This window comes from Nocardia sp. PLKS1-43, from assembly GCF_059510335.1.
Window position 1 is genome coordinate 1 of record NZ_JCAJZQ010000012.1, and the last position, 22,423, is coordinate 22,423.

General features: G+C 66.7%; 20 protein-coding genes. 12 read left to right on the top strand and 8 right to left on the bottom strand.

All coding sequences use genetic code 11. The features are described 5' to 3' along the window. Positions 1-123: 123 nt before the first annotated feature. Together AC5WS7_RS31475 and AC5WS7_RS31480 are read right to left on the bottom strand one after the other, a co-directional pair. Positions 124-1,635: a sensor histidine kinase gene (locus tag AC5WS7_RS31475; RefSeq protein ID WP_495958243.1), complete on the bottom strand. Its 1,512-nt coding sequence runs from the start codon at positions 1,633-1,635 to the stop codon at positions 124-126. Positions 1,636-1,642: 7 nt separating this feature from the next. Continuing rightward, positions 1,643-1,858: a biotin/lipoyl-binding carrier protein gene (locus AC5WS7_RS31480; protein WP_495958244.1), complete on the bottom strand. Its 216-nt coding sequence runs from the start codon at positions 1,856-1,858 to the stop codon at positions 1,643-1,645. Between the two features lie 90 nt (positions 1,859-1,948). Here AC5WS7_RS31480 and AC5WS7_RS31485 point away from each other — a divergent pair, with 90 nt between their 5' ends. Further along, entirely contained in the window at positions 1,949-2,023 is a 75-nt protein-coding gene (locus tag AC5WS7_RS31485; RefSeq protein WP_110293457.1) for a 50S ribosomal protein bL37, read from the top strand. Positions 2,024-2,125: 102 nt separating this feature from the next. On the opposite strand, the gene rsrA is transcribed toward AC5WS7_RS31485, so the two are convergent. Both rsrA and AC5WS7_RS31495 read right to left on the bottom strand, forming a co-directional pair. After that, positions 2,126-2,386 (bottom strand): mycothiol system anti-sigma-R factor, encoded by a 261-nt coding sequence (gene rsrA, locus AC5WS7_RS31490; protein ID WP_495958430.1) that lies wholly within the window; start codon positions 2,384-2,386, stop codon positions 2,126-2,128. Between the two features lie 44 nt (positions 2,387-2,430). Further along, positions 2,431-3,138, bottom strand: a complete 708-nt coding sequence (locus AC5WS7_RS31495) for a sigma-70 family RNA polymerase sigma factor (RefSeq protein WP_495958431.1) — start codon at positions 3,136-3,138, stop codon at positions 2,431-2,433. 268 nt (positions 3,139-3,406) lie between these two features. On the opposite strand from AC5WS7_RS31495, the gene ybaK reads away from it, so the two are divergent. From ybaK to AC5WS7_RS31510, 3 genes are all read left to right on the top strand, one after another. Further along, entirely contained in the window at positions 3,407-3,910 is a 504-nt protein-coding gene (gene ybaK, locus AC5WS7_RS31500) for a Cys-tRNA(Pro) deacylase (RefSeq protein WP_495958245.1), read from the top strand. 180 nt (positions 3,911-4,090) lie between these two features. After that, on the top strand, positions 4,091-4,606 hold the full coding sequence (locus tag AC5WS7_RS31505; RefSeq protein WP_495958246.1) for a MarR family winged helix-turn-helix transcriptional regulator: 516 nt from the start codon (positions 4,091-4,093) through the stop codon (positions 4,604-4,606). A 130-nt stretch (positions 4,607-4,736) separates the two neighbouring features. Next, entirely contained in the window at positions 4,737-5,027 is a 291-nt protein-coding gene (locus AC5WS7_RS31510; RefSeq protein ID WP_495958247.1) for a hypothetical protein, read from the top strand. A 19-nt stretch (positions 5,028-5,046) separates the two neighbouring features. Here the strand turns inward: AC5WS7_RS31510 and AC5WS7_RS31515 are convergent, their stop codons facing one another. Then, positions 5,047-5,814: an SOS response-associated peptidase gene (locus tag AC5WS7_RS31515; protein WP_495958248.1), complete on the bottom strand. Its 768-nt coding sequence runs from the start codon at positions 5,812-5,814 to the stop codon at positions 5,047-5,049. Positions 5,815-5,974: 160 nt separating this feature from the next. Here AC5WS7_RS31515 and AC5WS7_RS31520 point away from each other — a divergent pair, with 160 nt between their 5' ends. From AC5WS7_RS31520 to rsgA, 4 genes are all read left to right on the top strand, one after another. Beyond that, entirely contained in the window at positions 5,975-7,480 is a 1,506-nt protein-coding gene (locus AC5WS7_RS31520; protein WP_495958249.1) for an aldehyde dehydrogenase family protein, read from the top strand. 60 nt (positions 7,481-7,540) lie between these two features. Further along, positions 7,541-8,191 carry a Uma2 family endonuclease gene (locus tag AC5WS7_RS31525; protein ID WP_495958250.1) on the top strand — a complete coding sequence of 217 codons (651 nt, stop codon included), beginning with the start codon at positions 7,541-7,543 and terminating at the stop codon, positions 8,189-8,191. A gap of 87 nt (positions 8,192-8,278) precedes the next feature. Further along, on the top strand, positions 8,279-9,625 hold the full coding sequence (aroA, locus tag AC5WS7_RS31530) for a 3-phosphoshikimate 1-carboxyvinyltransferase (RefSeq protein WP_495958432.1): 1,347 nt from the start codon (positions 8,279-8,281) through the stop codon (positions 9,623-9,625). Then, positions 9,622-10,623, top strand: coding sequence for a ribosome small subunit-dependent GTPase A (gene rsgA, locus AC5WS7_RS31535; RefSeq protein WP_495958433.1), 1,002 nt, complete (start codon positions 9,622-9,624; stop codon positions 10,621-10,623). The genes aroA and rsgA overlap by 4 nt, the downstream gene beginning before the upstream one ends. Here the strand turns inward: rsgA and AC5WS7_RS31540 are convergent. The 3 genes from AC5WS7_RS31540 to AC5WS7_RS31550 form a co-directional block, all read right to left on the bottom strand. Further along, the gene (locus AC5WS7_RS31540; RefSeq protein WP_495958251.1) at positions 10,573-12,468 is read right to left on the bottom strand and encodes a DNA/RNA helicase domain-containing protein; all 1,896 of its coding nucleotides are present in this window, start codon (positions 12,466-12,468) and stop codon (positions 10,573-10,575) included. The genes rsgA and AC5WS7_RS31540 overlap by 51 nt on opposite strands. 678 nt (positions 12,469-13,146) lie before the next feature. Further along, entirely contained in the window at positions 13,147-16,107 is a 2,961-nt protein-coding gene (gene secA / locus AC5WS7_RS31545) for a preprotein translocase subunit SecA (protein ID WP_495958252.1), read from the bottom strand. A gap of 203 nt (positions 16,108-16,310) precedes the next feature. Further along, complete coding sequence (locus AC5WS7_RS31550; protein WP_495958253.1) at positions 16,311-16,856, bottom strand: Rv3235 family protein; 546 nt, start codon at positions 16,854-16,856, stop codon at positions 16,311-16,313. Positions 16,857-17,028: 172 nt separating this feature from the next. Between AC5WS7_RS31550 and AC5WS7_RS31555 the strand changes: the two genes are divergently transcribed. The 4 genes from AC5WS7_RS31555 to AC5WS7_RS31570 all read left to right on the top strand — a co-directional run bounded on the left by AC5WS7_RS31555 (position 17,029) and on the right by AC5WS7_RS31570 (position 22,394). After that, positions 17,029-18,447 (top strand): WS/DGAT/MGAT family O-acyltransferase, encoded by a 1,419-nt coding sequence (locus AC5WS7_RS31555; RefSeq protein ID WP_495958254.1) that lies wholly within the window; start codon positions 17,029-17,031, stop codon positions 18,445-18,447. A gap of 52 nt (positions 18,448-18,499) precedes the next feature. Then, positions 18,500-19,063 carry a DUF6912 family protein gene (locus AC5WS7_RS31560; protein WP_495958434.1) on the top strand — a complete coding sequence of 188 codons (564 nt, stop codon included), beginning with the start codon at positions 18,500-18,502 and terminating at the stop codon, positions 19,061-19,063. A gap of 602 nt (positions 19,064-19,665) precedes the next feature. Beyond that, positions 19,666-20,844 carry a ferredoxin reductase gene (locus AC5WS7_RS31565; protein WP_495958255.1) on the top strand — a complete coding sequence of 393 codons (1,179 nt, stop codon included), beginning with the start codon at positions 19,666-19,668 and terminating at the stop codon, positions 20,842-20,844. Positions 20,845-20,951: 107 nt separating this feature from the next. Then, the gene (locus tag AC5WS7_RS31570; RefSeq protein ID WP_495958256.1) at positions 20,952-22,394 is read left to right on the top strand and encodes a fatty acid desaturase family protein; all 1,443 of its coding nucleotides are present in this window, start codon (positions 20,952-20,954) and stop codon (positions 22,392-22,394) included. Positions 22,395-22,423: the final 29 nt, after the last annotated feature.

The window sequence follows — 22,423 nt, forward strand, 5'->3', positions numbered from 1 at the left end:
GTTCAGCCCTCGAAGCGCATGGCCGAAGGCCGAGTCTCGAGGGCTGAACGACGAGCCTTAAAGCGCCGAAACCCGGCCGGAGCGAAGCGGAGGCCAAAAATCCAGCCGAAAATCCAGCAAAAATTACCGAGCGCGGCGGCCCAGTGGGACTCGTAGCACGGCGTCGGTGCCCACGTCTGCACCCGGATGCAGCCCGATCGAACCGCCCAGTTCGGCGGTGACGAGCGTGCGGACGATCTGCAGGCCCAGCCGGTCCGACCCCTCGAGGCTGAAACCGTCCGGGAGCCCGCGGCCGTCGTCGCCGATGATGACGTCCAGCCAGCGTGCCGAACGTTCCGAGCGGATAGTCACGGTGCCGTTCTCACCGGCGTCGAAGGCGTGCTCGATGGCGTTCTGCACCAATTCGGTCAGCACCATCACCAAAGGCGTAGCGCGTTCGGCGGAGAACACGCCGAGCGAGCCTTCCCGGCGCACCTTGATCCGCGCGGTGTTGACCGTCGCGACGTCGGCCATGATCGGCAGCAGACGGTCCACGACCTCGTCGAGATCGACCTCCTCGTCCACCGACATGGACAGCATCTCGTGCACCGAGGCGATCGAGGTGACCCGGCGCACCGATTCGGTCAGCGCGAGACGCGCCTCCTCGTTCTCGGTGCGACGCGCCTGCAACCGCAGCAGCGCGGCCACCGTCTGCAGATTGTTCTTCACCCGGTGGTGGATCTCGCGAATCGTGGCGTCCTTGGACAGCAGCGCGCGATCGCGGCGCTTGACCTCGGTGACGTCGCGCACCAGCACCGCGGCACCGGCCAGCTCACCGTGCGGGCGCAGCACCAGTGTGCGCAGCAGAACCGTCGCCCCGCGCGCCTCGACCTCCATCCGGCGCCCGGACTTGCCCGCCAATGCGGCCTGGATATCGCTGACGACCTCCTGGGCATCGAACGGGTCGGTGATCAGCGAACGTGTCGTCTGGGCCAGATCCTGGCCGTCCAGATCGGCCTGCAGCCCCATGCGGTGGTAGGCGGACAGCGCGTTCGGGCTGGCGTACCGCACGATGCCGTCGGTGTCGAGCCGGATGAATCCGTCCCCGGCACGCGGGCTCGAATGCGAACCGGTGCGATCCTCGAGGGTCGGGAAGGTACCGTCGGCCATCATCTGGCACAGATCGTCCGCACACGCCATGTACGCGCTCTCGAGATTGCCGCGAACCTTGGTGCGTTGCATCTCGATATCGCGTCCGAGCACCGCGATGACGTCCTCGCCGACGCGCACCGGAATCGCCTCCAGAATCACGTGCGCCGGATTCGGATGGTAGACGCCGGTCTGCTCCTCGTCGGTGTCCACGCGAACGATCGCACCGGTGCTCAGTGCCTGGAAGATGTGCGGATGGTCGGCATGGGAGGCCAGTGAGCCCACCAGATCCTCCGGATGCACGGTGGGCGCGGTGGTCGGGCGGCACTGGGCCACGCACACCACGTCGGCCCCGTCGGCGACCGGACCAACACCGACCCACAGTTGCAGGTCGGCGAACGACAGATCCGCCAGCAGCTGCCAGTCCCCCACGACGCGCTGCAGATGGTCCACCGCCGCACCCGGGAGGTCGGTGTGCTCGGCGAGCAGGTCACTGAGAGTGGACATGAACGAATTACGAGATCACTGCGATCAGGTCGCCCTTTTGCAGGACGTCACCCGGCTTGACATTGATCGAGGTGACCGTGCCGGGCCCCTCGGCGACCACGGGGATCTCCATCTTCATCGACTCCAGCAGGACCAGTGTGTCGCCCTCGGCCACGGCAGCGCCCTCCCGCGCGACGATCTGGAAGACGGTCGAGACCATCTCCGCGAGCACTTCCTCAGCCATGGCACCCTTCCGGAGTTCGACGTGATCGACCAGCTGACGATATAGCCAACCACACGTGGAACAATGTCTTTCGATCAGAAGGGAGAAATCATGGGAAAGCGTGGTCGTAAGAAGCGCAGCCGCAAGGGAAACGCGGCCAACCACGGCAAGCGTCCGAACAGCTGAGCCGGAATTCCGGCGTTGCCTTCGGCGCCGCGCGTTCGCGGCTCCGAAGGCTCGTCGTCCGAGCGTAGCTCGATGATTCGCCGGTTGTCCGCCGACGAGAATTCAGGACTCGGTAGAACTCTCGGTGATCGTGATCGATCGCCGGATCTCCACGGTCAGACGCTCACGCAGCGAATCCGGCGCGCGGTCGCCGCCGCACTTGCGGTTGAGCAGCCGCTTGAGCTTCTCCTCGAGGCCGTACGCGTCGATGCACGGTGAGCAGGTCTCCAGGTGGTGCTGCAACCGCTCGCGGGTGGCCTGATCGCATTCGCCATCGAGCATCAGCCAGACATCGGCGAGCACCGCCGTACAGTCCAGCTTCATATCCGCATCCCCCTCGGTACCCTGCTCGCTGTGCTCGTGCCCACTCACTGGGTGACCTCCTGACGCGCCCCGTCCCCCGCCTGGTTTCGATCGAACCCCCGCTCGTGGGCCACATCGGCGAGCAGCCCCTTGAGCTGCTTGCGCCCGCGATGCAGCCGGGACATGACCGTGCCGATCGGAGTGCCCATGATCTCGGCGATCTCCTTGTACGGGAAGCCCTCCACGTCGGCGTAGTACACCGCCATCCGGAACTCCTCGGGAAGTTCCTGCAGCGCGGCCTTGATGTCGTCGTCCGGCAGCGCCTCGAGCGCCTCCATCTCCGCCGAACGCAGACCCGTCGAGGTGTGCTCGGCCGTGGCGGCGAGCTGCCAGTCGGTGATCTCCTCTGTCGGGTACTGGGCGGGCTGACGCTGCTTCTTGCGGTAGGAGTTGATGTAGGTGTTGGTCAGGATCCGGTACAGCCAGGCGCGCAGGTTGGTGCCCTCGCGGAAGGACCGGAAGCCCTGGTACGCCTTGGCGAAGGTCTCCTGCACCAGATCCTCGGCGTCGGCCGGATTGCGGGTCATCCGCAGCGCCGCGCCGTAGAGCTGATCGAGCAGCGGGAGCGCGTCGCGCTCGAACCGCTGCGCCAGTTCGGCGGGGTCCGCGGGCGCGCCCGACTCCCGCGCCGCGTCGTCACCGCCCGAATCGCGAGTCTCGGCCTCACCGTCCAGGCGATCGGCCGCCAAATCGTCGTCGCTCGTCACGCCCATCCCTTCGATCGCCGTAGTCACAGAATCTACCGTGAGCGATGTGGGCAGCGAGAATCCGGTGACGGTAACCACCGGTATCGCGGTGAGCTCCGCGGACGACACGGTGCGCACGGGGCGTTCGTCGATCAGAACCGTCACCGGCAGACTCCTTCGGTTCTCACGGAATGGGATGCGTATGGCGTGCAACATGTGCGGGGGTCGCTGTGTTCCCGCGGTGTCGCAGCACACCGCTCGGCCGGCCCGGACGGGCCGTCCTAGAGTGACCGGCATGGCAGCCCCGACCCCCGCTATCCGTGCCGCGACCCAGGCCGAGGTCGCCCATCGCGTGCATACCTATCCGCACGACCCGCGCACCGATTCGTTCGGGGCCGAGGCGGTTTCGGCCCTGGCCGAACGGCTGGGCGTGCAGGCCGGGCAGATCTTCAAGACGCTGGTGATCGAGTTGTCCGGCGGATCGGGCGTATCCGGGCTGGCGGTCGCGGTGCTGCCGGTCCCGTCGACGCTCTCGCTCAAGGCCGCCGCGGCGGCGCTGGGCGCCTCGAAGGCGGTCATGGCCGACAAGTCCAAGGCCGAACGCACGACCGGTTACGTTCTGGGCGGGATCTCGCCGCTGGGGCAGAAGCGGGCGCTGCCGACGGTGGTGGACAGCTCGGCCCTGGAATGGGATCGAATGCTGTGCAGCGCCGGACGCCGCGGGCTGGAAATCGAACTCGCCCCGCGAGATCTCGTGCGGCTCACCAAGGCCGTCACCGCACCGGTCACCGCCGTCTGAACCCCGTCGGTGATCCGGACAACTCGGACAGCGTAGCCAGCTACCTGGGGCGATGGAATGTCACATCGCTCACCTTGCGAATCCGCCACATCCTGACACACACTTGCCAAGTACAACTAGTTGGAACTTTCAAGCAATTGGCTGTGTCAACCGCGTTGCGGTTCTCCGAGGAGGGCGTCCATGGACCACGACGAGGCGATCGACGTCATCGCTCTGCAACTGATCCGTCTGGGCCGAATCCGGGAGCGCACCAACGCTCAGATCGCGGCCGTCTCCGGAGGCGAGATCGAAGCCGCAGCTTACTCGATCATCTTCCGGCTGCTCTACGACGGCCCGATGCGCTCGGGCGCGCTGGCCGAACTGCTGTACTCCGACGCCTCCACGATCAGCCGCCAAGCCGCCGCTCTGGTCAAACGCGGGCTCATCGAGCGTCGCGCCGATCCGGCCGACGGCCGCGCCAGCGTCCTGGCCGTCACGGACGCCGGACGAGAACTGGCCGCGTCGCTGCGACAGCGCCGCAACGCCATGCTGGACAACGTCCTGAAGAACTGGAGCGACGAGGAACGCACAACCCTCGGGCAGATGATGCGACGCTTCGTCGACGACTACGAACAGGCGCGCGAGAGCATCCTCACCCTGCATCCGAAAGTTCCGCTGCCGGACAAGATGGCGGACGACCGCACCGGCGACGCCTAGCGCCGGGCTTGCCACGCGGGCCGGCCCGCTGGGAACACGCACGGCCACGGCGACGAATCGTGTCAATCACCGGCGTCACCGCGCGCAGTGCGTTTACTTGACGGGCCCGTTCCGTCGACCCGAGGATGTGATGCGCGTGTTCCACCGGAAATCCGTTCGCACCCTGATCATCGCCATGTCCGGCGGCGTGATTCTCACACTCGGCGCCGCCATCGCCGCCGCGGAGCCGCAGGGGAATCCCGACTATCCGCTCGGCGCACAGAACCAGCCCCCGGGACATCAGCAATCCGATGATCTCAACGACCAGGCCAAGCGAGCCGAGGACCTCGGCGGGGATATCGTCACGGACATGATCGATACGAGCGCGCATCTCACCAAGTGTGTCCTGAACCTGGTCGTGCCCAGCGTCCGCTGCGACTGATTCCGGCGGAGTCGGCGAATCACAGCAGGCTGATCTGACCGGGTTGCTCCTCGATCCCGCTCAGCAGCTCGGGCCCGTTATTGCGGACGCTGTTCACCAGAGGTGACACCTCCCGCACCACGATATCCGAAACCCGTTCCGGCCCAGGGGTTTCCAGGAGTTCATGCGGTGCGGGACGGTCCGGGTCCAGCCACGCGGACCAGTGTTCGCGCGGCATCATCAGCGGCATCCGGTCGTGGATCGCGGTCAGGTCGCCGACCGCGTCGGTGGTCAGGATCGTGCAGGACAGCAGCGGATCCATCTCCTCGGAGCGATCCCGCCAGATCGACCACAGACCGGCCATGTAGAGCGGCGAACCGTCGGCCCGGGACATGTAGTAGGGACGCTTGACCGCCTTGCCCTTGACCGTCGAGTCACCGTCCACGACCCACTCGTACCAGCCGTCCATCGGCACCAGGCAGCGGCGCTTCTTCACTCCGTCCCGGAACGAGGGCGCCTCGGCGGCGCGGTCCGCGCGCGCGTTGAACAGCGGCTTCCCCTTCGCGGGCACGCCCGGCTCGGCCGCCTTGGTCCATGCCGGGATCAGACCCCACCGCATGCGCCGGATACGCAGCCGCGCGGCGTCGCCGGGATGGTCGTGACCATGCCGCTCGACCACCGTCAGCACCTGATTCGTCGGCGCGACGTTGTAGTTGGGCGCGACGGGCGCATCGCCGGTCTCATCGATCGCATCGAGTTCGGCCGCCAGACGGCCCGGATTCACCGTGGTCGCATATCTGCCGCACATGCGGTCAATGGTACTGAGCCGCGAATACGCCGGAGCGGAGCGGAGGCCGATACAGTTGGCCGGAATTCCATGTGATGGCGGGTGACTTCATATCTAAGCTGTTCATATCTAAGCTATGAGAACTTCATGCAATCACTTTCTCACTAGGGGTCGCCGAAACATGTCCACCACCGAGCCGACAACCGCCCGACGGACCGTGCTGACCTCGGTCAACCCGGCCACGGGCGAGGTCATCGACACGCATCCGATCGCCGACGAGCAGGCCGTGGCCGCGGCGGTCGCCAAGGCCCGCACCGCCGCCGGCAGTTGGGGTGCGCTGAGTTATGCCGACCGCAAGCGGTATCTGCTGCGATGGGCCACCCGGCTGGTCGAGAAATCCGACGAGCTCTGCGATCTGATCCACGCGGAGAACGGCAAGACCCGCGACGACGCGTTCCTGGAATTGATGCTCACCCTCGAGCACATCTCCTGGGCCGCCAAGAACGCCGAGAAGGTGCTGAAGACCAAGAAGGTCTCCCCCGGCGCGCTGATGTCCAATTTCGGCGCGTACATCGAGCAGCGTCCCCTGGGCGTGGTCGGCGTGATCGGCCCCTGGAACTACCCGATCTACACCCCCAACGGCTCGATCGCCTACGCCCTGGCCGCGGGTAACGCCGTGGTCTACAAGCCGAGCGAATTCTCCACCGGCATCGGCAATTTCGTCGCCCAGGCCTTCGCCGAGGCGAATCCCGAACTGCCGGACGGAGTCTTCACCACCATCAACGGCTACGGCGAGACCGGTGCGGAGCTGGTGCGCGCCGATATCGACAAGATCGCGTTCACCGGATCGGCGGCCACCGGCAAGAAGATCATGGCGGCGGCGGCCGAACGGCTGACCCCGGTGCTGCTCGAATGCGGCGGTAAGGATGCGGTGATCGTCGCGGCCGACGCCGACGTCACCGCGGCCGCCGACGCGGTCGCCTACGGTGCGACGATGAACAGCGGCCAGACCTGCGCGGGCGTCGAGCGCGTCTACGTGGACGCCTCGATCCGCGACAAGTTCGTCGCGGAGGTCAAGCGGATCCTGACCGACGTGCACCCCGGCTCGGACGGCAAGGCCAGCTACGGCCCGATGACCATGCCGAGCCAGATCGATATCGTGCGCCGGCACATCGAGGACGCGCTGAACAACGGCGGCACCGCGGTGCTCGGCGGCCTCGACTCGATCAAGGGCCCGTTCATCGAGCCGGTCGTGCTGGTCGACGTGGACGAGAACTCCGCTGCCGTGCGCGAGGAGACCTTCGGCCCGACGGTCACCATCCGCACCGTGAAGAACATCGACGAGGCGATCGAGCTGGCCAACAACTCGACCTATTCGCTGGGTTCGACCGTGTTCTCCCGCAAGCACGGCCTCGAGATCGCCCGCCGGATCAAGGCCGGGGCCACCTCGGTCAACGCGGTGCTCGGATTCGCGGCGATCTCCGCGCTGCCCTTCGGCGGCGGCCGGGACTCGGGCCTGGGCCGCATCCACGGCGCGCCCGGCCTGCTGGAGTTCACCGCGCCGCATTCGATCGCGGTGCAGCGCTTCACGATTCCGGGTATGGCGTTGCTGAGCTACTCGCGCACGCAGAGCACGATGAAGCTGTTGCGCCGGGTCGTGCCGATCCTGCACGGACGGCACAAGTAGGCGGATTCGGGTGGCCGGTGGAAACCACCGGCCACCTGCGGTCCGGGCTATCATTTCGGCATGTCCGGCCCATCCGTCGAATCCAACCTCCCCGAGACCATGACCTGGGAGGAGCTGGAGCGTCTTCCGGAAGAGATCGCCGTGCAGATCGAGCTGTGGAATGGTCATGTGGTCTGGGCCAGACGGGGGCCCGGCGAGCATCAGATATTCACCGGACGCCTCTGGAGCGCACTCGAACGCTGCGCACGCAAAGACATGTCGACCCAGAACGAACACTGCTGGCGTGCCACTTTCGAGACCAACGTCTTCTTCGGTCGAACGGGGAAATCCGACTTCATGACCCCTGACTTCCTGGTGCACCGCTGCCTCGACGCGCCGTACCAGGATGTCCGATCGGGCGATGTCGTCCTGGTCGGAGAGGTTCTTTCCCCGTCCAACAGCGTCACGGAGATCGAGACCAAGCGTGCTCGTTATGCCGATGCCGGCATCCCTTGGTACTGGGAAGTCGAGCTGGCGGGTGACGTCAGCGCGATCAATACCGTGCGCGCTTTCGCACGCGAGACCCGCCCCGGACAACTCCCGGACGGAGTGCGAGCGCTGCACCCGTCCAACTACATCCTCGTCGGCGAATGGACCCATGCCGACGAGAACGGCGTGGAGATCACCCATCCGTTCCCCATCTCCATCCCGTGGTCCGAACTCGAGTTCTGAAAAAGCGGAGCCACGATCGGTGAAACCTCATAAGCCCGCGGCGATTTTCATGCCGCGGGCTTGTGCGTTTACTGCGAGTTCGTGACCATGCGCATCCCGGATCGGCCGATAGGCGAAGATGGTGGGGTGAGTCTCTGGCCAGCGCCCCATACCGAGCACCCCGTCCACGCGACCGTGACCCTGCCCGGGTCCAAATCCATCACCAATCGGGCCCTGATCCTCGCCGCGCTCGCCGATCGGCCCTCGACCATCGCCGGGGCGCTGCGCAGTCGCGACACCGACCTCATGATCGCGGCGCTGCGCGCGATGGGGGCCGAGATCAGCGGTGACGCAGATACTCTCGCCGTCACCCCCGCCGAGTTGACCGGTGCGTCCGTGGACTGCGGACTCGCCGGGACCGTCATGCGATTCCTGCCTCCGGTGGCGGCGCTGGCCCGCGGCGACGTCGCCTTCCACGGCGACGACCAGGCCGCGTTGCGGCCGCTGAGCACCATTCTGGACGCGCTGCGCGGGCTCGGTGTCGCCATCGACGGCGACACCCTGCCGTTCACGGTGCACGGCGCGGGCGCGCTGCGCGGCGGATCGGTGACCATCGACGCGTCGGGTTCCTCGCAGTTCGTCTCCGGACTGCTGCTGTCCGCGGCCCGCTTCACCGACGGACTCACTGTGCATCACAAGGGTGCGCCGCTGCCCTCGATGCCGCATATCGAGATGACCGTGCAGATGTTGCGGCAGGCCGACGTCGAGGTCACCGCGCCCACCGATCCGCGCCGCGAACAGGTCTGGACGGTCGCGCCCGGGCCGATCCACGGCGTCGACTGGGAGGTCGAACCGGACCTGTCCAATGCGACGCCGTTCCTGGCCGCGGCCGCGGTGACCGGCGGTGAGGTGACGATTCCGCACTGGCCGCAACTGACCACGCAACCCGGGGACGTCATCCGGGAGATCCTGGTGCGGATGGGCGCCGAGGCGCGCCGCGCCCACGGCAAGCTCGTCGTGCGCGGGCCCGAACGGCTGGCTGGGATCGATATCGATCTGCACGATGTCGGCGAACTCACCCCGACGGTGGCCGCCCTTGCGGCGCTTGCGGATTCGCCGTCGCGGCTGCGCGGGATCGCACATCTGCGCGGGCACGAGACCGACCGGCTGGCGGCGCTGTGCACCGAGATCAACCGGCTCGGCGGCAAGGTCACCGAGACCGATGACGGCCTGGCCATCGAGCCCACGCCGTTGCAGGGCGGGCCCTGGCACTCCTACGCGGACCACCGGATGGCCACCGCCGGGGCGATCCTCGGCCTGCGCGTGCCCGGTGTACACGTCGAGGATGTCGGCACTACCGCCAAGACCCTGCCGGATTTCGTAACCTTGTGGGAGACAATGCTTTCCGATGACGGCGCGAAACCTGCCGACGACGCGGCGGGGTCGGCGCACTGAGGCGGCGCGAGTACGACGAGTCCGATGTCCGGGTGCGCCCGGGCAGGGGCTCGCGTCCGCGCACCAAGAATCGGCCCGAACACCGGGACGCGCGCACGGCGATGGTCACCTCCGTCGATCGCGGCCGCTGGAGCTGCGTACTCGACGGGGATCCGGATCAGCCCATCGTCGCGATGCGCGCGCGCGAACTGGGCCGCACGCCGATCGTGGTGGGCGACCAGGTCGACGTGGTGGGCGATCTGTCGGGTAAGCCCGACACCCTGGCCCGCATCGTGCGGGTCGCCGATCGCGCGACGGTGTTGCGGCGCACCGCCGATGACACCGATCCCTACGAGCGGATCGTGGTCGCCAACGCCGAACAGCTGTTCATCGTCGTCGCCCTGGCCGATCCCCCGCCGCGCACCGGATTCGTCGAGCGCGCCATGGCCGCGGCGTATGCCGGTGGGCTGGAACCGATCCTGTGCCTGACCAAACACGATCTGGCCGCCGAATCCGAATTCGCCTCCGCCTTCGACGATCTGGACCTCACCATCGTCTACGGCGGCCGCGACGACCCCCTCGACGCGGTGCACGACCTGCTGCACGACAAACTCACCTGCCTGCTCGGACATTCCGGCGTCGGTAAGTCCACTCTCGTCAATCGCGTTGTCCCCCAGGCAGACCGAGCCGTCGGCGACGTATCGGGCGTCGGCAAGGGCCGGCACACCTCCACCCAGTCCCTGGCCCTGCCCCTCACCGGCGGCGGCTGGATCATCGACACTCCCGGCATCCGCTCCTTCGGCCTGGCCCACATCACCCCCGACGACGTCATCGCCGCCTTCACCGACCTGTCCGAAGCCATCGAGGACTGCCCCCGAGGCTGCACCCACCTCGGCCCCCCAGCCGACCCCGAATGCGCCCTGGACCTCCTCCCCGGCAAAGAACGCCGAGTGGCCGCCATCCGCCTCCTACTGGTCGCCCTCAACTCCAACGACCCGTGGGTCGTGGGCAACGGTTGACGCCTTCACCAGGCCGGCCAGGAACTCCTGGGTCTCCGGATCCACGGAGTGGATGACGACACCGCGCATACCTCTGGTGAGCAGCACCTTGTAGATGTTCCGCACCAGAACATCGAACTTCTCGTCAGGGACGGGATCCTTCTTCGTCCCCTTGAGCGCGGTGTCCTTGGATGCCGGTCGCACGGTGGTCAGATGTCCGTCGCGCACGACGAGATCCGGTCCGACGATGACACCGGACCAGTCGTATTCGAATCCCTGTGCGGTATAGATGCATCCGACCTGCCCGAAACCCCGCGGATCGGTCGCCCACAACGAACTCGGCGGAGCGTCACCGACGGCGCGGTCACCCCGGAGATTCCACGGCCGCGACCAGTCCCCGATCACGACATCGTCGACCAGTGTGCCGTCCTTGTTCGGAGAACTCCACGGCCAGCAGTAGCCGGCCGCCATCCGCGCGGTCATCCCCGCCGAATTCCGCTCTCGCAGAAAGTCTTCCATTTCACGCGGCGACGACGCGATCCGCACGTCGAACCTCGGGTCACCGAGCCACGGCGTGGGCCCGCCGACGCGAAGGTCGAGCAGTCTGCGCACCCACTCGTCGTATTCGGCGCTGCCACCGCACCGGAACTGACCATCCAGTTCGACATGGTGTACCAGATAGCCGGAACGTACCGCATGCTCCCGGATGGCCTTGACCGTCCCGATTTCGTCCGGGCGAACCACCTGATTCTCGTCGAGGAGAAATACCGGTACCCGGGCAACAGCCATCAGCTCGTCGATCTGGGGACGTTTCGTTCGCTTCGCCGCGGGAGTGAAGCGGTTCGTGGACACCTCTCGAACCCGATGCGCCTCGTCACAGATCAGGACGTCCAGCTCGTTCTTCTCGGCATCGGAGAAGTTGCGGAAGTATTTGAACAAGCCCTGTAGTTCCGTCGATCCCTTTCCGGGAAACTTGCGGAGCGATTCGGTGAATGCCAGGGAGCCTGTCGCGTGCCGCACGCGGTATCCGTCCCGGTGCAACTCGGCCAGCAGCGAGGCCGCGATGAGACTCTTTCCGCTGCCGGGCCCGCCGGTCACGATGACGATGCTCTTCTGATCGGCTCGCCTGGACGAGCGCACCCGATTCATCACCATCTCATATGCGAGTTTCTGGTGATCGAGCAGCGAATACCGCGTGGCCGCACGAAGTTCGGCGCCGGTAAAGCTGAAGAGGTTCTCCTTGCGCCGAATCGCGCTGCGCAGCAGTCGGTCCGCTGCTCCGGTGTCGGAATCCGGAGCGAACTGACTCTTCAGATAGGTCAAGAATTCGTCGTGCTGCTCGCCGGTGTACATCCGCCCGGCGTCCTCCGGCGGCCGCTCGCGCAGGGCGCTGATGGAATTCTCGGTCGCGTTGTGCAGGTAGGCAACTCCGTGCACGGCCTCCGGCCGATCGTGGAGCACCTCGACGTACTGGGTCAGATAGCCGCAATAGGCACTCACCTGATCGATCGGGTGCAGTTGCTCGTCCGGGATACCGGAGGCCCGCACGATGCGATCGCTGTGGTGTTCGAGCGTGGCGGCACTCCACTGCTTCAATTCGACCACCACGTAGTTGTCCGCACCGGTCTCCGGATGTAGACCGCTGAGAATCACGTCGGCCCTGCGGCTCGATTCCGGCAGCTGAAACTCGATGAGCATCTCGATCTGCCCGAGTCCCACCGCTTTCAGGTCCTGGGCGATCAGCGGCAGACTCACATCCCACGAGCGTTCTTCGGCGGAGGGTCGTTGCCGACGCGTACGTCCCAGATGCCGCGCGACCATCGCCGACAATTGTTGCTCGATGGACAGATCCAACACTTCTTGCACGGTCGATCGATACACCCGGCTCGACAACGAAACACCCCCGGCAGCACGAATTCTCGCGCGGTGGGGGCATATCCGAACCCTCGGAAGCCCGTCGGGCCGCAACCTGACGACGAAATATTAACGTACCGAAGGACTACGGCTACGGAGCCCCGCCGAGATGGTGTCCCGCAGGGTAATTCGCGTCATATCGGCGTGGAAGCGCTCCTGCGGGATCCACGGGCGATACACGACGCCGGCCGGGATCGATCCGGCCGACTCAGGAGGCGAACGGGGCGACGTCCGGGGTGCAGTGCGCTCCCGGGGGCGGAAGTTGGCCGTTTACAAGGTAATTCGATACGGCTCGGACACTGTTGCCATTTCACCGTCGACACCGGTCCGGCGAGGGCCGGCGCGGCCGAGACGACCGACCAGAAGACCACTGCGACAACGGCGATACCCGCGCCACGGCGTGCCCCCGGAACTTCGACACCTCGCGGAGCCTACTGAAGCGCGAAGCTTCTCGGCAGGGTTGGGCAGCTGGACGAGTACTCCCCCAACTCGTTTCACGGCTCCCGAAGGATGCCGTACAACGGGGCATTCCGGAAGTGTGTGACCCGGAACGGCCCGTCGATGCGTCGGCCCGAGAAAGCGAGAACGCCCGCTCCGGCGCCGGAGCGGGCGTCCGCGATATCCGCGAAACTACCGGCGGCGCCGGGACTTCGGGCCACGGTCGGCGCGACCCTCGTTGCGGGCGGCCTCGCGGCGTTCGCGACGGGTCATGCCGGTGTCCTCGGCGGTGCCGTACTCCTGGGCGGCGCTGCGGCGGGCGGCGTGGCCGTCCTCGTCCGGCCCCGAGTAACTCAGGCCGCGCGGGCTGGAGTTGTCGATTCCCCTGGCGCGCAAGGGAGCCGGGGCCGCGGTGCCATTGGTCTGCGGCGCGTCGACCAGAGCGCCGACCGGGGAACGCAGGCCCTGATCGATCGCGGCGGCGCCCTGCGGCTGCTGCGGCGCCTCGAACTCGAACTTCGCGTTGAACAGGTAGTGGACCGACTCCTCTTTCAGACCCTCGAGCATCTGGGAGAACATGTCGTATCCCTCACGCTGATACTCCACGAGCGGGTCGCGCTGGGCCATCGCACGCAGGCCGATGCCCTCCTTGAGGTAGTCCATCTCGTAGAGATGTTCGCGCCACTTGCGGTCGAGCACCTGCAGCAGCACCTGATGTTCGAGGGTGCGGGTACTGCCCTCGCCGACCAGGTCGTCGATCTCCTTCTCCCGCTGCTCGTAGGCGGCGTGCGCATCCTCGAGGACGGCGTCGAGCAGCTCCTCGCGGCTCAGCTCGCCGATCTCGCCGTCCTCGTTCTCGCCGGTCAGATCCTTGTAATCGATCGTGATCGGGTACAGCGACCGCAGCGCGGTCCAAAGCTTTTCCAGATCCCAGTCCTCGACGTAGCCGTCGGCGGTGGCGGCGTTGACGTAGGCGGTGACCACGTCGGTGATCATCTCCTGGACCTGACCGTCCATATCCTCGTCGCTGAGAATGCGCTGACGCTCGGCGTAGATGATCGTGCGCTGCTGATTCATCACCTCGTCGTACTTCAGCACGTTCTTGCGGATCTCGAAGTTCTGCTGCTCGACCTGGGTCTGCGCGCTCTTGATGGCCCGGGAGACCATCTTGGCCTCGATCGGCACGTCGTCGGGCAGATTCAGGCGGGTCATGATCGACTCGAGCGTCGCGCCGTTGAAGCGCCGCATCAACTCGTCGCCCAGCGACAGATAGAACCGCGACTCACCGGGATCGCCCTGGCGGCCGGACCGGCCGCGCAGCTGGTTGTCGATACGCCGCGACTCGTGCCGCTCGGTGCCCAGCACGTAGAGACCACCCGCCTCGCGCACCGCCTCGGCGTCCTCGTCGACCTCCTGCTTGACCTGTTCGAGGGCCGAGTGCCAGTGCGCCTCGTACTCCTGCGGAGTTTCGACCGGGTCCAGTCCCTGCCGGCGCAGCAGCAGGTCGGCGAGGATGTCCGGGTTACCACCGAGCACGATGTCGGTACCGCGACCGGCCATATTCGTAGCGACGGTGACCGCACCCGGCCGGCCCGCCTCCGCGACGATCTCCGCCTCTTTCTCGTGGTACTTGGCGTTGAGCACGTTGTGCGGGATGCCGCGCTTGGTCAGCAGTCCGGACAGATATTCCGAACGCTCCACCGAGGTGGTACCGATCAGGACCGGCTGCCCCCGCTCGTACCGCTCGGTGATGTCGTCGGCGACCGCGGAGAACTTGCCCTCCTCGGTCTTGTAGATCAGATCCGCCTGATCCTTGCGGATCATCGGCCTGTTGGTCGGAATCGGCACCACACCGAGCGAATAGGTCTGATGCAGCTCGGCCGCCTCGGTTTCGGCGGTACCGGTCATACCGGCCAGCTTGTCGTAGAGGCGGAAGTAGTTCTGCAGCGTGATGGTGGCCAGCGTCTGGTTCTCGGGCTGGATCTCCACGCCCTCCTTGGCCTCGATGGCCTGGTGCATGCCCTCGTTGTAGCGGCGGCCCACCAGGATGCGACCGGTGAACTCGTCGACGATGATGACCTCGCCGTTGCGGACGATGTAGTCCTTGTCCCGGACGAACAGCTCCTTGGCCTTGATGGCGTTGTTCAGGTAGCTGATCAGGGGTGAGTTGGCCGCTTCGTACAGATTGTCGATGCCCAGCTGATCCTCGACATACGCGACGCCCGTCGTGGTCACGCCGACGGTGCGCTTCTTCAGGTCGAACTCGTAGTGGAACCGGCCATCGATCTCCGACGCCCGCTGCTGACGCTCCTGGCTGGTCATCGAGGTGGTGTCGATGCCCTTCATCTCCGGCGCCATCCGCGCGAACTCGGTGTACCACTTGGACGCGGTGACATCGGCCGGGCCGGAGATGATCAGCGGCGTGCGGGCCTCGTCGATGAGGATGGAGTCGACCTCGTCGACGATGGCGAAGTTGTGCCCGCGCTGGACCAGATCGTCCTTCGAGTGCGTCATGTTGTCGCGCAGGTAGTCGAAGCCGAACTCGTTGTTCGTGCCGTACGTGATGTCGGCCGCGTAGGCCTCCTTGCGCTCGGCGGGGGTCATGCCGGACAGGATCACCCCGACCTCGAGGCCCAGGAACCGGTGCACGCGGCCCATCCACTCCGAGTCGCGCTTGGCCAGGTAGTCGTTGACGGTGACGACGTGCACGCCGTCGCCGGCGAGAGCGTTGAGGTAGGCCGGCAGCACACAGGTCAGGGTCTTGCCCTCACCGGTCTTCATCTCCGCGACGTTGCCGATGTGCAGCGCGGCCCCGCCCATCACCTGCACCTTGTAGTGCTTCTGGTTCAGCACCCGCGAGGACGCCTCGCGGGCCACCGCGAACGCCTCCAGCAGAGTTTGATCCAGGAAGTCCCGCTTGACCCGCTGGACGATGCGTTCCTGCTGCTCCTCGTCCTCGACGCCGTCGAGCGCCTCGGTGATGTCGTCGGCGAGGCGATCACGGAACTCGTCGGTCTTGGCCTGCAACTCGGCATCGCTGAGATCGGCGAACTCGTCCTCCAGGGCCAGGACCTCGTCTGCCAGCTTGGAGAGCCGCTTGACGGTGCGACCCTCACCAAAACGTAGCAACCTCGTCAGTGTCAGCGCAGGCACGGGTCTCGTCAGTCCTCTGGTCGGTGTTTGTCGTCTTGCGTTGCTTACATCCTGTAGTACCCCGCGCGGGCGGGATCCCCGATGCGCGGATGCGCAGCAAGGTTCATGGTAATGCGCGGCCCATGGTATGCGTCGCGCGGCGGAGCGAGCAGGACCGCCGGTCGGCGATGTGCGCCGACGTGCACGGCAACAAGTACGAGACCTCAGCGCAGGCGCAGCGCGCTCAGCCGCCAGTCGCCGCGTTTCAGGGTGATGCGGGCCGCGACCGCGAATCTGCGGCCGCCACGCTCGTACCCGCCGAAAACCTCCGCCGCATCCGCTCCGGCGGCCGCGACGCGCACGCTGACCAGCACAGCCGCACCCAGGCGGCGGTCGCCGTCACCGGTGCGCACCAGGGTCTGCACCGCCGCCACCACGGCGGGTTCGGCCAGCGGACGCAGCTGTGCCGCACTGCGGCGCCCGTCCAGCACCTCACATACCAGCCGTAGCGCTCGCTCAGCGAATTGCTTTGCCGCCGAATCACTTTCATCCACACGAACCGGCGACGCCGACCGCCCGCCGTGCGGTGATCGACGAGCCGTGCCGTACCTGCGGACCGCGCCCGCGCACGGCGCGGCCGCCGGTCGCACGGAACCGCCCGGCCGCGCCGGAATGCCCCCTGCGCACTCCAGCGGCGGCTCGAAGGCCGGCGCATCCGCCAGTGACCGATCCGAACCGGACATGGCGGAGTCGTTCCGAGGTCCGAACATTCCGTCTTCCCCCTATTTGTCGGGTCCCCTGGACACGAATCGAAATAGCATGGCATGCGCTCGACCGCCGGTACGGGATTTCCCGAAGCTATCGCGACATGTCCCATACACAGCGCCGAAACATTGGGTGCGGATCACAATGGAGCGAGCATCGAAAGGGGTATCGGTCAGCGTGATCATGAGACTGTCACCGCAGGACGCATCGTTCTACCGGCTCGAGACGAGCAGCAACCCGATGCACATCGGCTCGCTGGCGATCGTGCGCGCGACCGACGGGGACGGGCCCTGCGGACCACTGGACTACGACCGGCTGCTGGACCTGGTGACCAGCCGCCTGCCGCTGATCCCGCGCTACCGCCGCAAGGTGCGCGAGGTCCCGTTCGAACTCGGCCGTCCGGTCTGGGTGCAGGACAGCCGGTTCGACCCGACCTACCACGTGCGCCGCGCGGCGCTGCCCGAACCCGGTTCGGACGAACAACTGCTGGAGCTGGTCGCCCGGCTGTCCTCACGCCCGCTGGACCAGAGCCGCCCGCTGTGGGAGATGTACCTGATCGAGGGCCTGTCCGGGGACCGCGGCGCCATCTTCACCAAAACGCATTCGGCCCTGGTCGACGGCAGTTCGTCCTTCGAGATCGGTCATGTGATCCTGGACAACTCCCCGTCGCCGCGCGAGATCGCGGCCGAGGCATGGGTCTCCAGGCACGAGCCGGGCGAGGCGGAACTGCTGGCCATGGCGGTGGTCGATCTGGCCACCCAGCCCGCCGAGGCACTGGACGTGCTGCGGCGCGCCGGGGCCGACGCCTTCTCCTTCGTCGACGCCGCGGGCAAGGCGGCCGGGCGGATGGTCACCGCCGTGCGCACCGCCGCCAGCGGAACGCCCGTCAGCCCGTTCAACACACCCACCTCGCGCGATCGGCGTTTCGAGGTGGCGGCCACCGATCTCGACGACTACCGCACGATCCGCAGCGCCTTCGACTGCTCCATCAACGACGCCATCCTGGCCGTGGTGACCGGCGCACTGCGCATCTTCATCCAGTCCCGCGGCGAGGTGCTGACCGAATCGGCGGTGCTGCGGGCGGTGGTGCCGATGTCGGTCTACGTCGAAGGGCGGTACGGGGATCGGCCGCGGCCGACCAGCGAGGTCTCCTCGTTCCTGGTGGATCTGCCGGTGGGTGAGCCGAATCCGGTGATCCGCACATCACACATCGCGCATGCCACCGAACCGAATTCCCGGAATCGGCGCGGAGTCCGGGCGCGTACGCTCGTGCACATGGCGGGCTTCGCCCCGGCGAGCCTGCACGCGATGAGCGTGCGCGCGGCGAGTACGTTCGCCGAGCACACGTTCAATCTGGTGATCACCAACGCACCGGGTCCGCAGCGGCCGATGTACATCGGCGGCGCGCGGATGCTGGAGATGTATCCGGTATCGCCACTGCTGCGCAACCAGGCCACGAGCATCGGAATCACCTCGTACGACGGACGGGTGTTCTACGGGCTCAACGCCGATCGCGATGCGATGGCCGACATCGGCGTACTGTCCGCGGCGGTGCACGAATCCATGGAGGAGATGCTCGGTGCCTGCGTCCAGTGAAGCCGCGGCCGGAAAAGGCAAACTGCGGGTCTACATCCCGGCGACCGTCCCGATGCTGCGGGAACTGGTGACCGATCGTGAGATCCGGGCGATCAACGACACCGCGTTCGCCGTCACCCCGGCGTTGCGCGAGGCCTACGCCTCGGGCGACGACGAGGAACTGGCCGAGGTCGCGATGATCGAGGCGGGGCGGGCCGCGTTGCGCCTGCTCGCCCAGGAGCGCGAGGCCGCGCTGCTGGCCGACGAATCCGCCTCGGACCCGCACGACACGGGCACCGCGAGTCCGGGCGAGGACACGGCACCCGACGGCGCGGGCGACTATTCCGCCCCCGTCTACCGTCGTGCGGTGATCGCCGCCGACGTCACCGGCGCAACCCTGCGCGCCGACCTGGACGACGCCGTGGTCCGCCTGTCCGCCCCCGTCACCTACACCCAGATCGCCTCGGTCCACGTCGATCTGGCCGAGGCCGAACCGGCGATCGCCAAGGCGGTGGACGTCATCGACGCCGCCGACATGGGCGATGAGGACGCCGAATTCGTCCTCGGCGACGCCGAGGACCACCAGCTCGCCTGGTACGCCGCCCAGGAACTCCCTTTCCTGCTCGAGCTGCTGTAATTGCTGTGTTTTTGGCCTCCGCTTCGCTCCGGCGGGTTTTCGGCGCTGTAAGGCTCGTCGTTCAGCCCTCGAGACTCGGCCTTCGGCCATGCGCTTCGAGGGCTGAACGACGAGCCCGCGCCGAAAACCTTTGCGGTTGGTGTTGCTGAACCTATCGCTTCGCGGGCGACTCCCAGCCGGACGGAGACGCTTCGCCGCTGGGCGCGTTGGTTATCGCCTCGCTTCGCATCGGTTGGTTTTCGGTGGCCGGAGGGAAACGTTGCGCCGTCGGGACTCGGCCTTCGGCCACGCGCTTCGAGGGCTGAACGACGAGCCCGCGCCGAAAACCCTTGGAGTTGGTGTTGTTGAGTCTTTCGCTTCGCGGGCGAGTTTCAGCGGGACGCCAGGCGCTTCGCCGCTGGGCACGTTGACCTTTCGCCTCGCTTCGCATCGGGGGAGTTCCGATGGGTGGGGCGTCGTGAGTCGATTTCAGTTCGCGCGGCTTGCTGTCGGGCGAACTCCCACCGGGAACCTACGATGCCGTAACCTTGCTCGAAAGATGCGTTCCGCAGGGGTGCGATGATGCGGCGCGCGGGGCGCATCATCACCACGATCACAGGGAAATGAGCATTCGCACGATGGTCTCGAAATCGGTACAGGGCGTTCGGGCATGGCTGGAGGCCCCGGTCGCCGAGGCGAAGATGGCCGGTCGCACCCGGCTCAACGCGTTGCGCGGCATGGCTGCCCGGGTCACCACGCCGCTGCTGCCGGACGACTATCTGCATCTGATCAACCCGCTGTGGTCGGCGCGCGAGCTGCGCGGCCGGATCGTGGACGTGCGCAAGGAGACCGCGGATTCGGTCACGCTGGTGATCAAGCCGGGCTGGGGCTTCGACTTCAAATTCACCCCGGGCCAGTACATCGGCATCGGTGTCCTGGTCGATGGCCGCTGGCACTGGCGGTCCTACTCGCTGACCTGCCCGCCCGATTGGAGCGACGCCCCCGCCGACGGCCGCGCGGGCTCCCGGCAGCGGCTGATCTCGATCGCCGTCAAGGCGATGCCCGAGGGATTCCTGTCCAGCCATCTGGTCAACGGCGTTCCCGAGGGCACGATCGTGCGGCTGGCCGCGCCGCAGGGCGGCTTCGTACTGCCCGAGCCGGTTCCGCCGAAGGTGTTGTTCCTCACCGCGGGCAGTGGCATCACCCCGGTCATGGCGATGTTGCGCACGATGGACCGGCGCGGCGCCGTGCCCGACGTCGTGCACATCCATTCCGCGCGCACCGCCGAGGACGTGATGTTCGCCGAGGAATTGCGCCGGATGCACGAGCAGCACCCGGGTTTCACCTCACATGTGAACCTCACCGGTGAAAAAGGCAAATTCGACCTGGCCACCCTGGACGAGCTGTACCCGGACTGGCGCGAGCGGCAGACCTGGGCGTGCGGGCCGTTGCAGATGCTCAACGACATCGAAAACCATTGGGCGGCAGCGAAGGTCGGCGACAATCTGCACGTCGAGCGGTTCGAGGTGGAACGGTCGGCGGTCGGCGAGGGCGGCACGGTCACCTTCGCGCGCACCGGTCGCACCGTCGCGGTCGACGGGGCCACCACCCTGATGCAAGCCGGCGAGGACGCGGGCGTGCAGATGCCGTTCGGCTGCCGGATGGGCATCTGCCAGACCTGTGTGGTCACCCTCACCGACGGCCACGCACGCGATCTGCGCAACGGCGCCGAGCGCCAGGCCGGGGAGAAGATTCAAACCTGTATTTCCGCGGCGGCGGGTGACTGCTCACTCGACGTGTAAACGCTATTCACCGAAACCCGATACCCTCGGTGGCGGCATCCGGTGCAGCGCGTCCCGCGATCACCCCCATCCACGACGCGCCCAGCGAAGCGAGGCAACTCAGCACAGTGGCAATCACCGACATCAAGGCGTTCGCCCATCTGACGGAGACGGATATCGAGGCCCTGGGCCAGGAACTCGACACCATCCGGCGCACCGTCGAATCATCGCTGGGCGAGAACGACGCGAAATACATCCGGCGGTCCATTCGCGCGCAGCGCTTCCTGGAGACCGCGGGACGGGTCACGCTGTTCGCCGGCAGACGGCGCACGGCGTGGCTGGCCGGTACGGCCATGCTGGCGATTGCCAAGATCATCGAGAACATGGAGCTCGGGCACAACATCAGCCACGGGCAGTGGGATTGGATGAACGACCCGGAGATCCACTCCACCACCTGGGAGTGGGATATGACGGGCACCTCCGGGCAGTGGAAACGGGCGCACAACTATTCCCACCACACCTACACCAATGTGCTGGGCCGCGACGACGATCTGGGTTTCGGCATCCTGCGGATGACCCGGGACGAGCAGTGGCGTCCGATCCACCTCATCCAGCCGCTGGCGAATCTGCTGCTGGCCGCCAGTTTCGAATGGGGTATCGCCCTGCACGATCTGAAGGCCGAGAAATTGCAGCTCGGGGTGCCGCGCGCGGAACTGCTGTCCGAGCCGAACAAGGCATTTCTCCGCAAGGCCGGGCGGCAGGTGGCCAAGGATTTCGTGATCCACCCCGCGCTGACCGGCCCCGGGTGGAAGCGCACCATGCAGGCCAATGCGACCGCGAATCTGATTCGCAACCTGTGGGCGTACGCGGTGATCTTCTGCGGTCACTTCCCCGACGGCGCGGAGAAATTCACCGAGGAGCAGTTCGCAGGCGAAACCCGCGGCGAATGGTATCTGCGGCAGATGCTGGGCAGCGCGAATTTCACCGCGGGCCCGGCGATGGCGTTCATGAGCGGCAACCTGTGCTACCAGATCGAACATCACCTGTTCCCGGACATTCCCAGCAGCCGCTATCCGGAGATCTCGGTCCAGGTGCGCGAGCTCTGCGACAAATACGATCTGCCCTATACGACCGGCTCGCTGGGCAAACAGTATCTGCTGGCCTTCCGGACCATTCACAAGCTGGCCCTGCCGGACAGATATCTGCGGCGCACCGCCGACGACGCACCGGAAACCTCGTCCGAACGCAAATTCGCCGCGCTGTCCCTGCACTGGCCGAGCGCCGAAACCGTCGTCGATCCGGATACCGGCGTACGTCGCGGTCTGCGATCGGCGCTGGCCGAGGCGAAGGTGGCCTTGCGGGAGCGGGCCCGCCAGGAGAAAGCGGCCCTGCGCGAGGCCAAACTGGCCCTGCAGGAAAAGGCTCGCCAGGAACAGCAGGCGTTGCGCGAGGCCACCCAGGCGCTACAGGACAAGGCGCGCGAGGAACGGCGGCAACTGCGGCGACGAGCGTTGCGGGAGCGGGCACTGTGGCGGGTGCGTCGTCGGCAGCGCACGCGACAGGGCCGCTAAGCATATGCTGGTTACATTCACAATGCGGC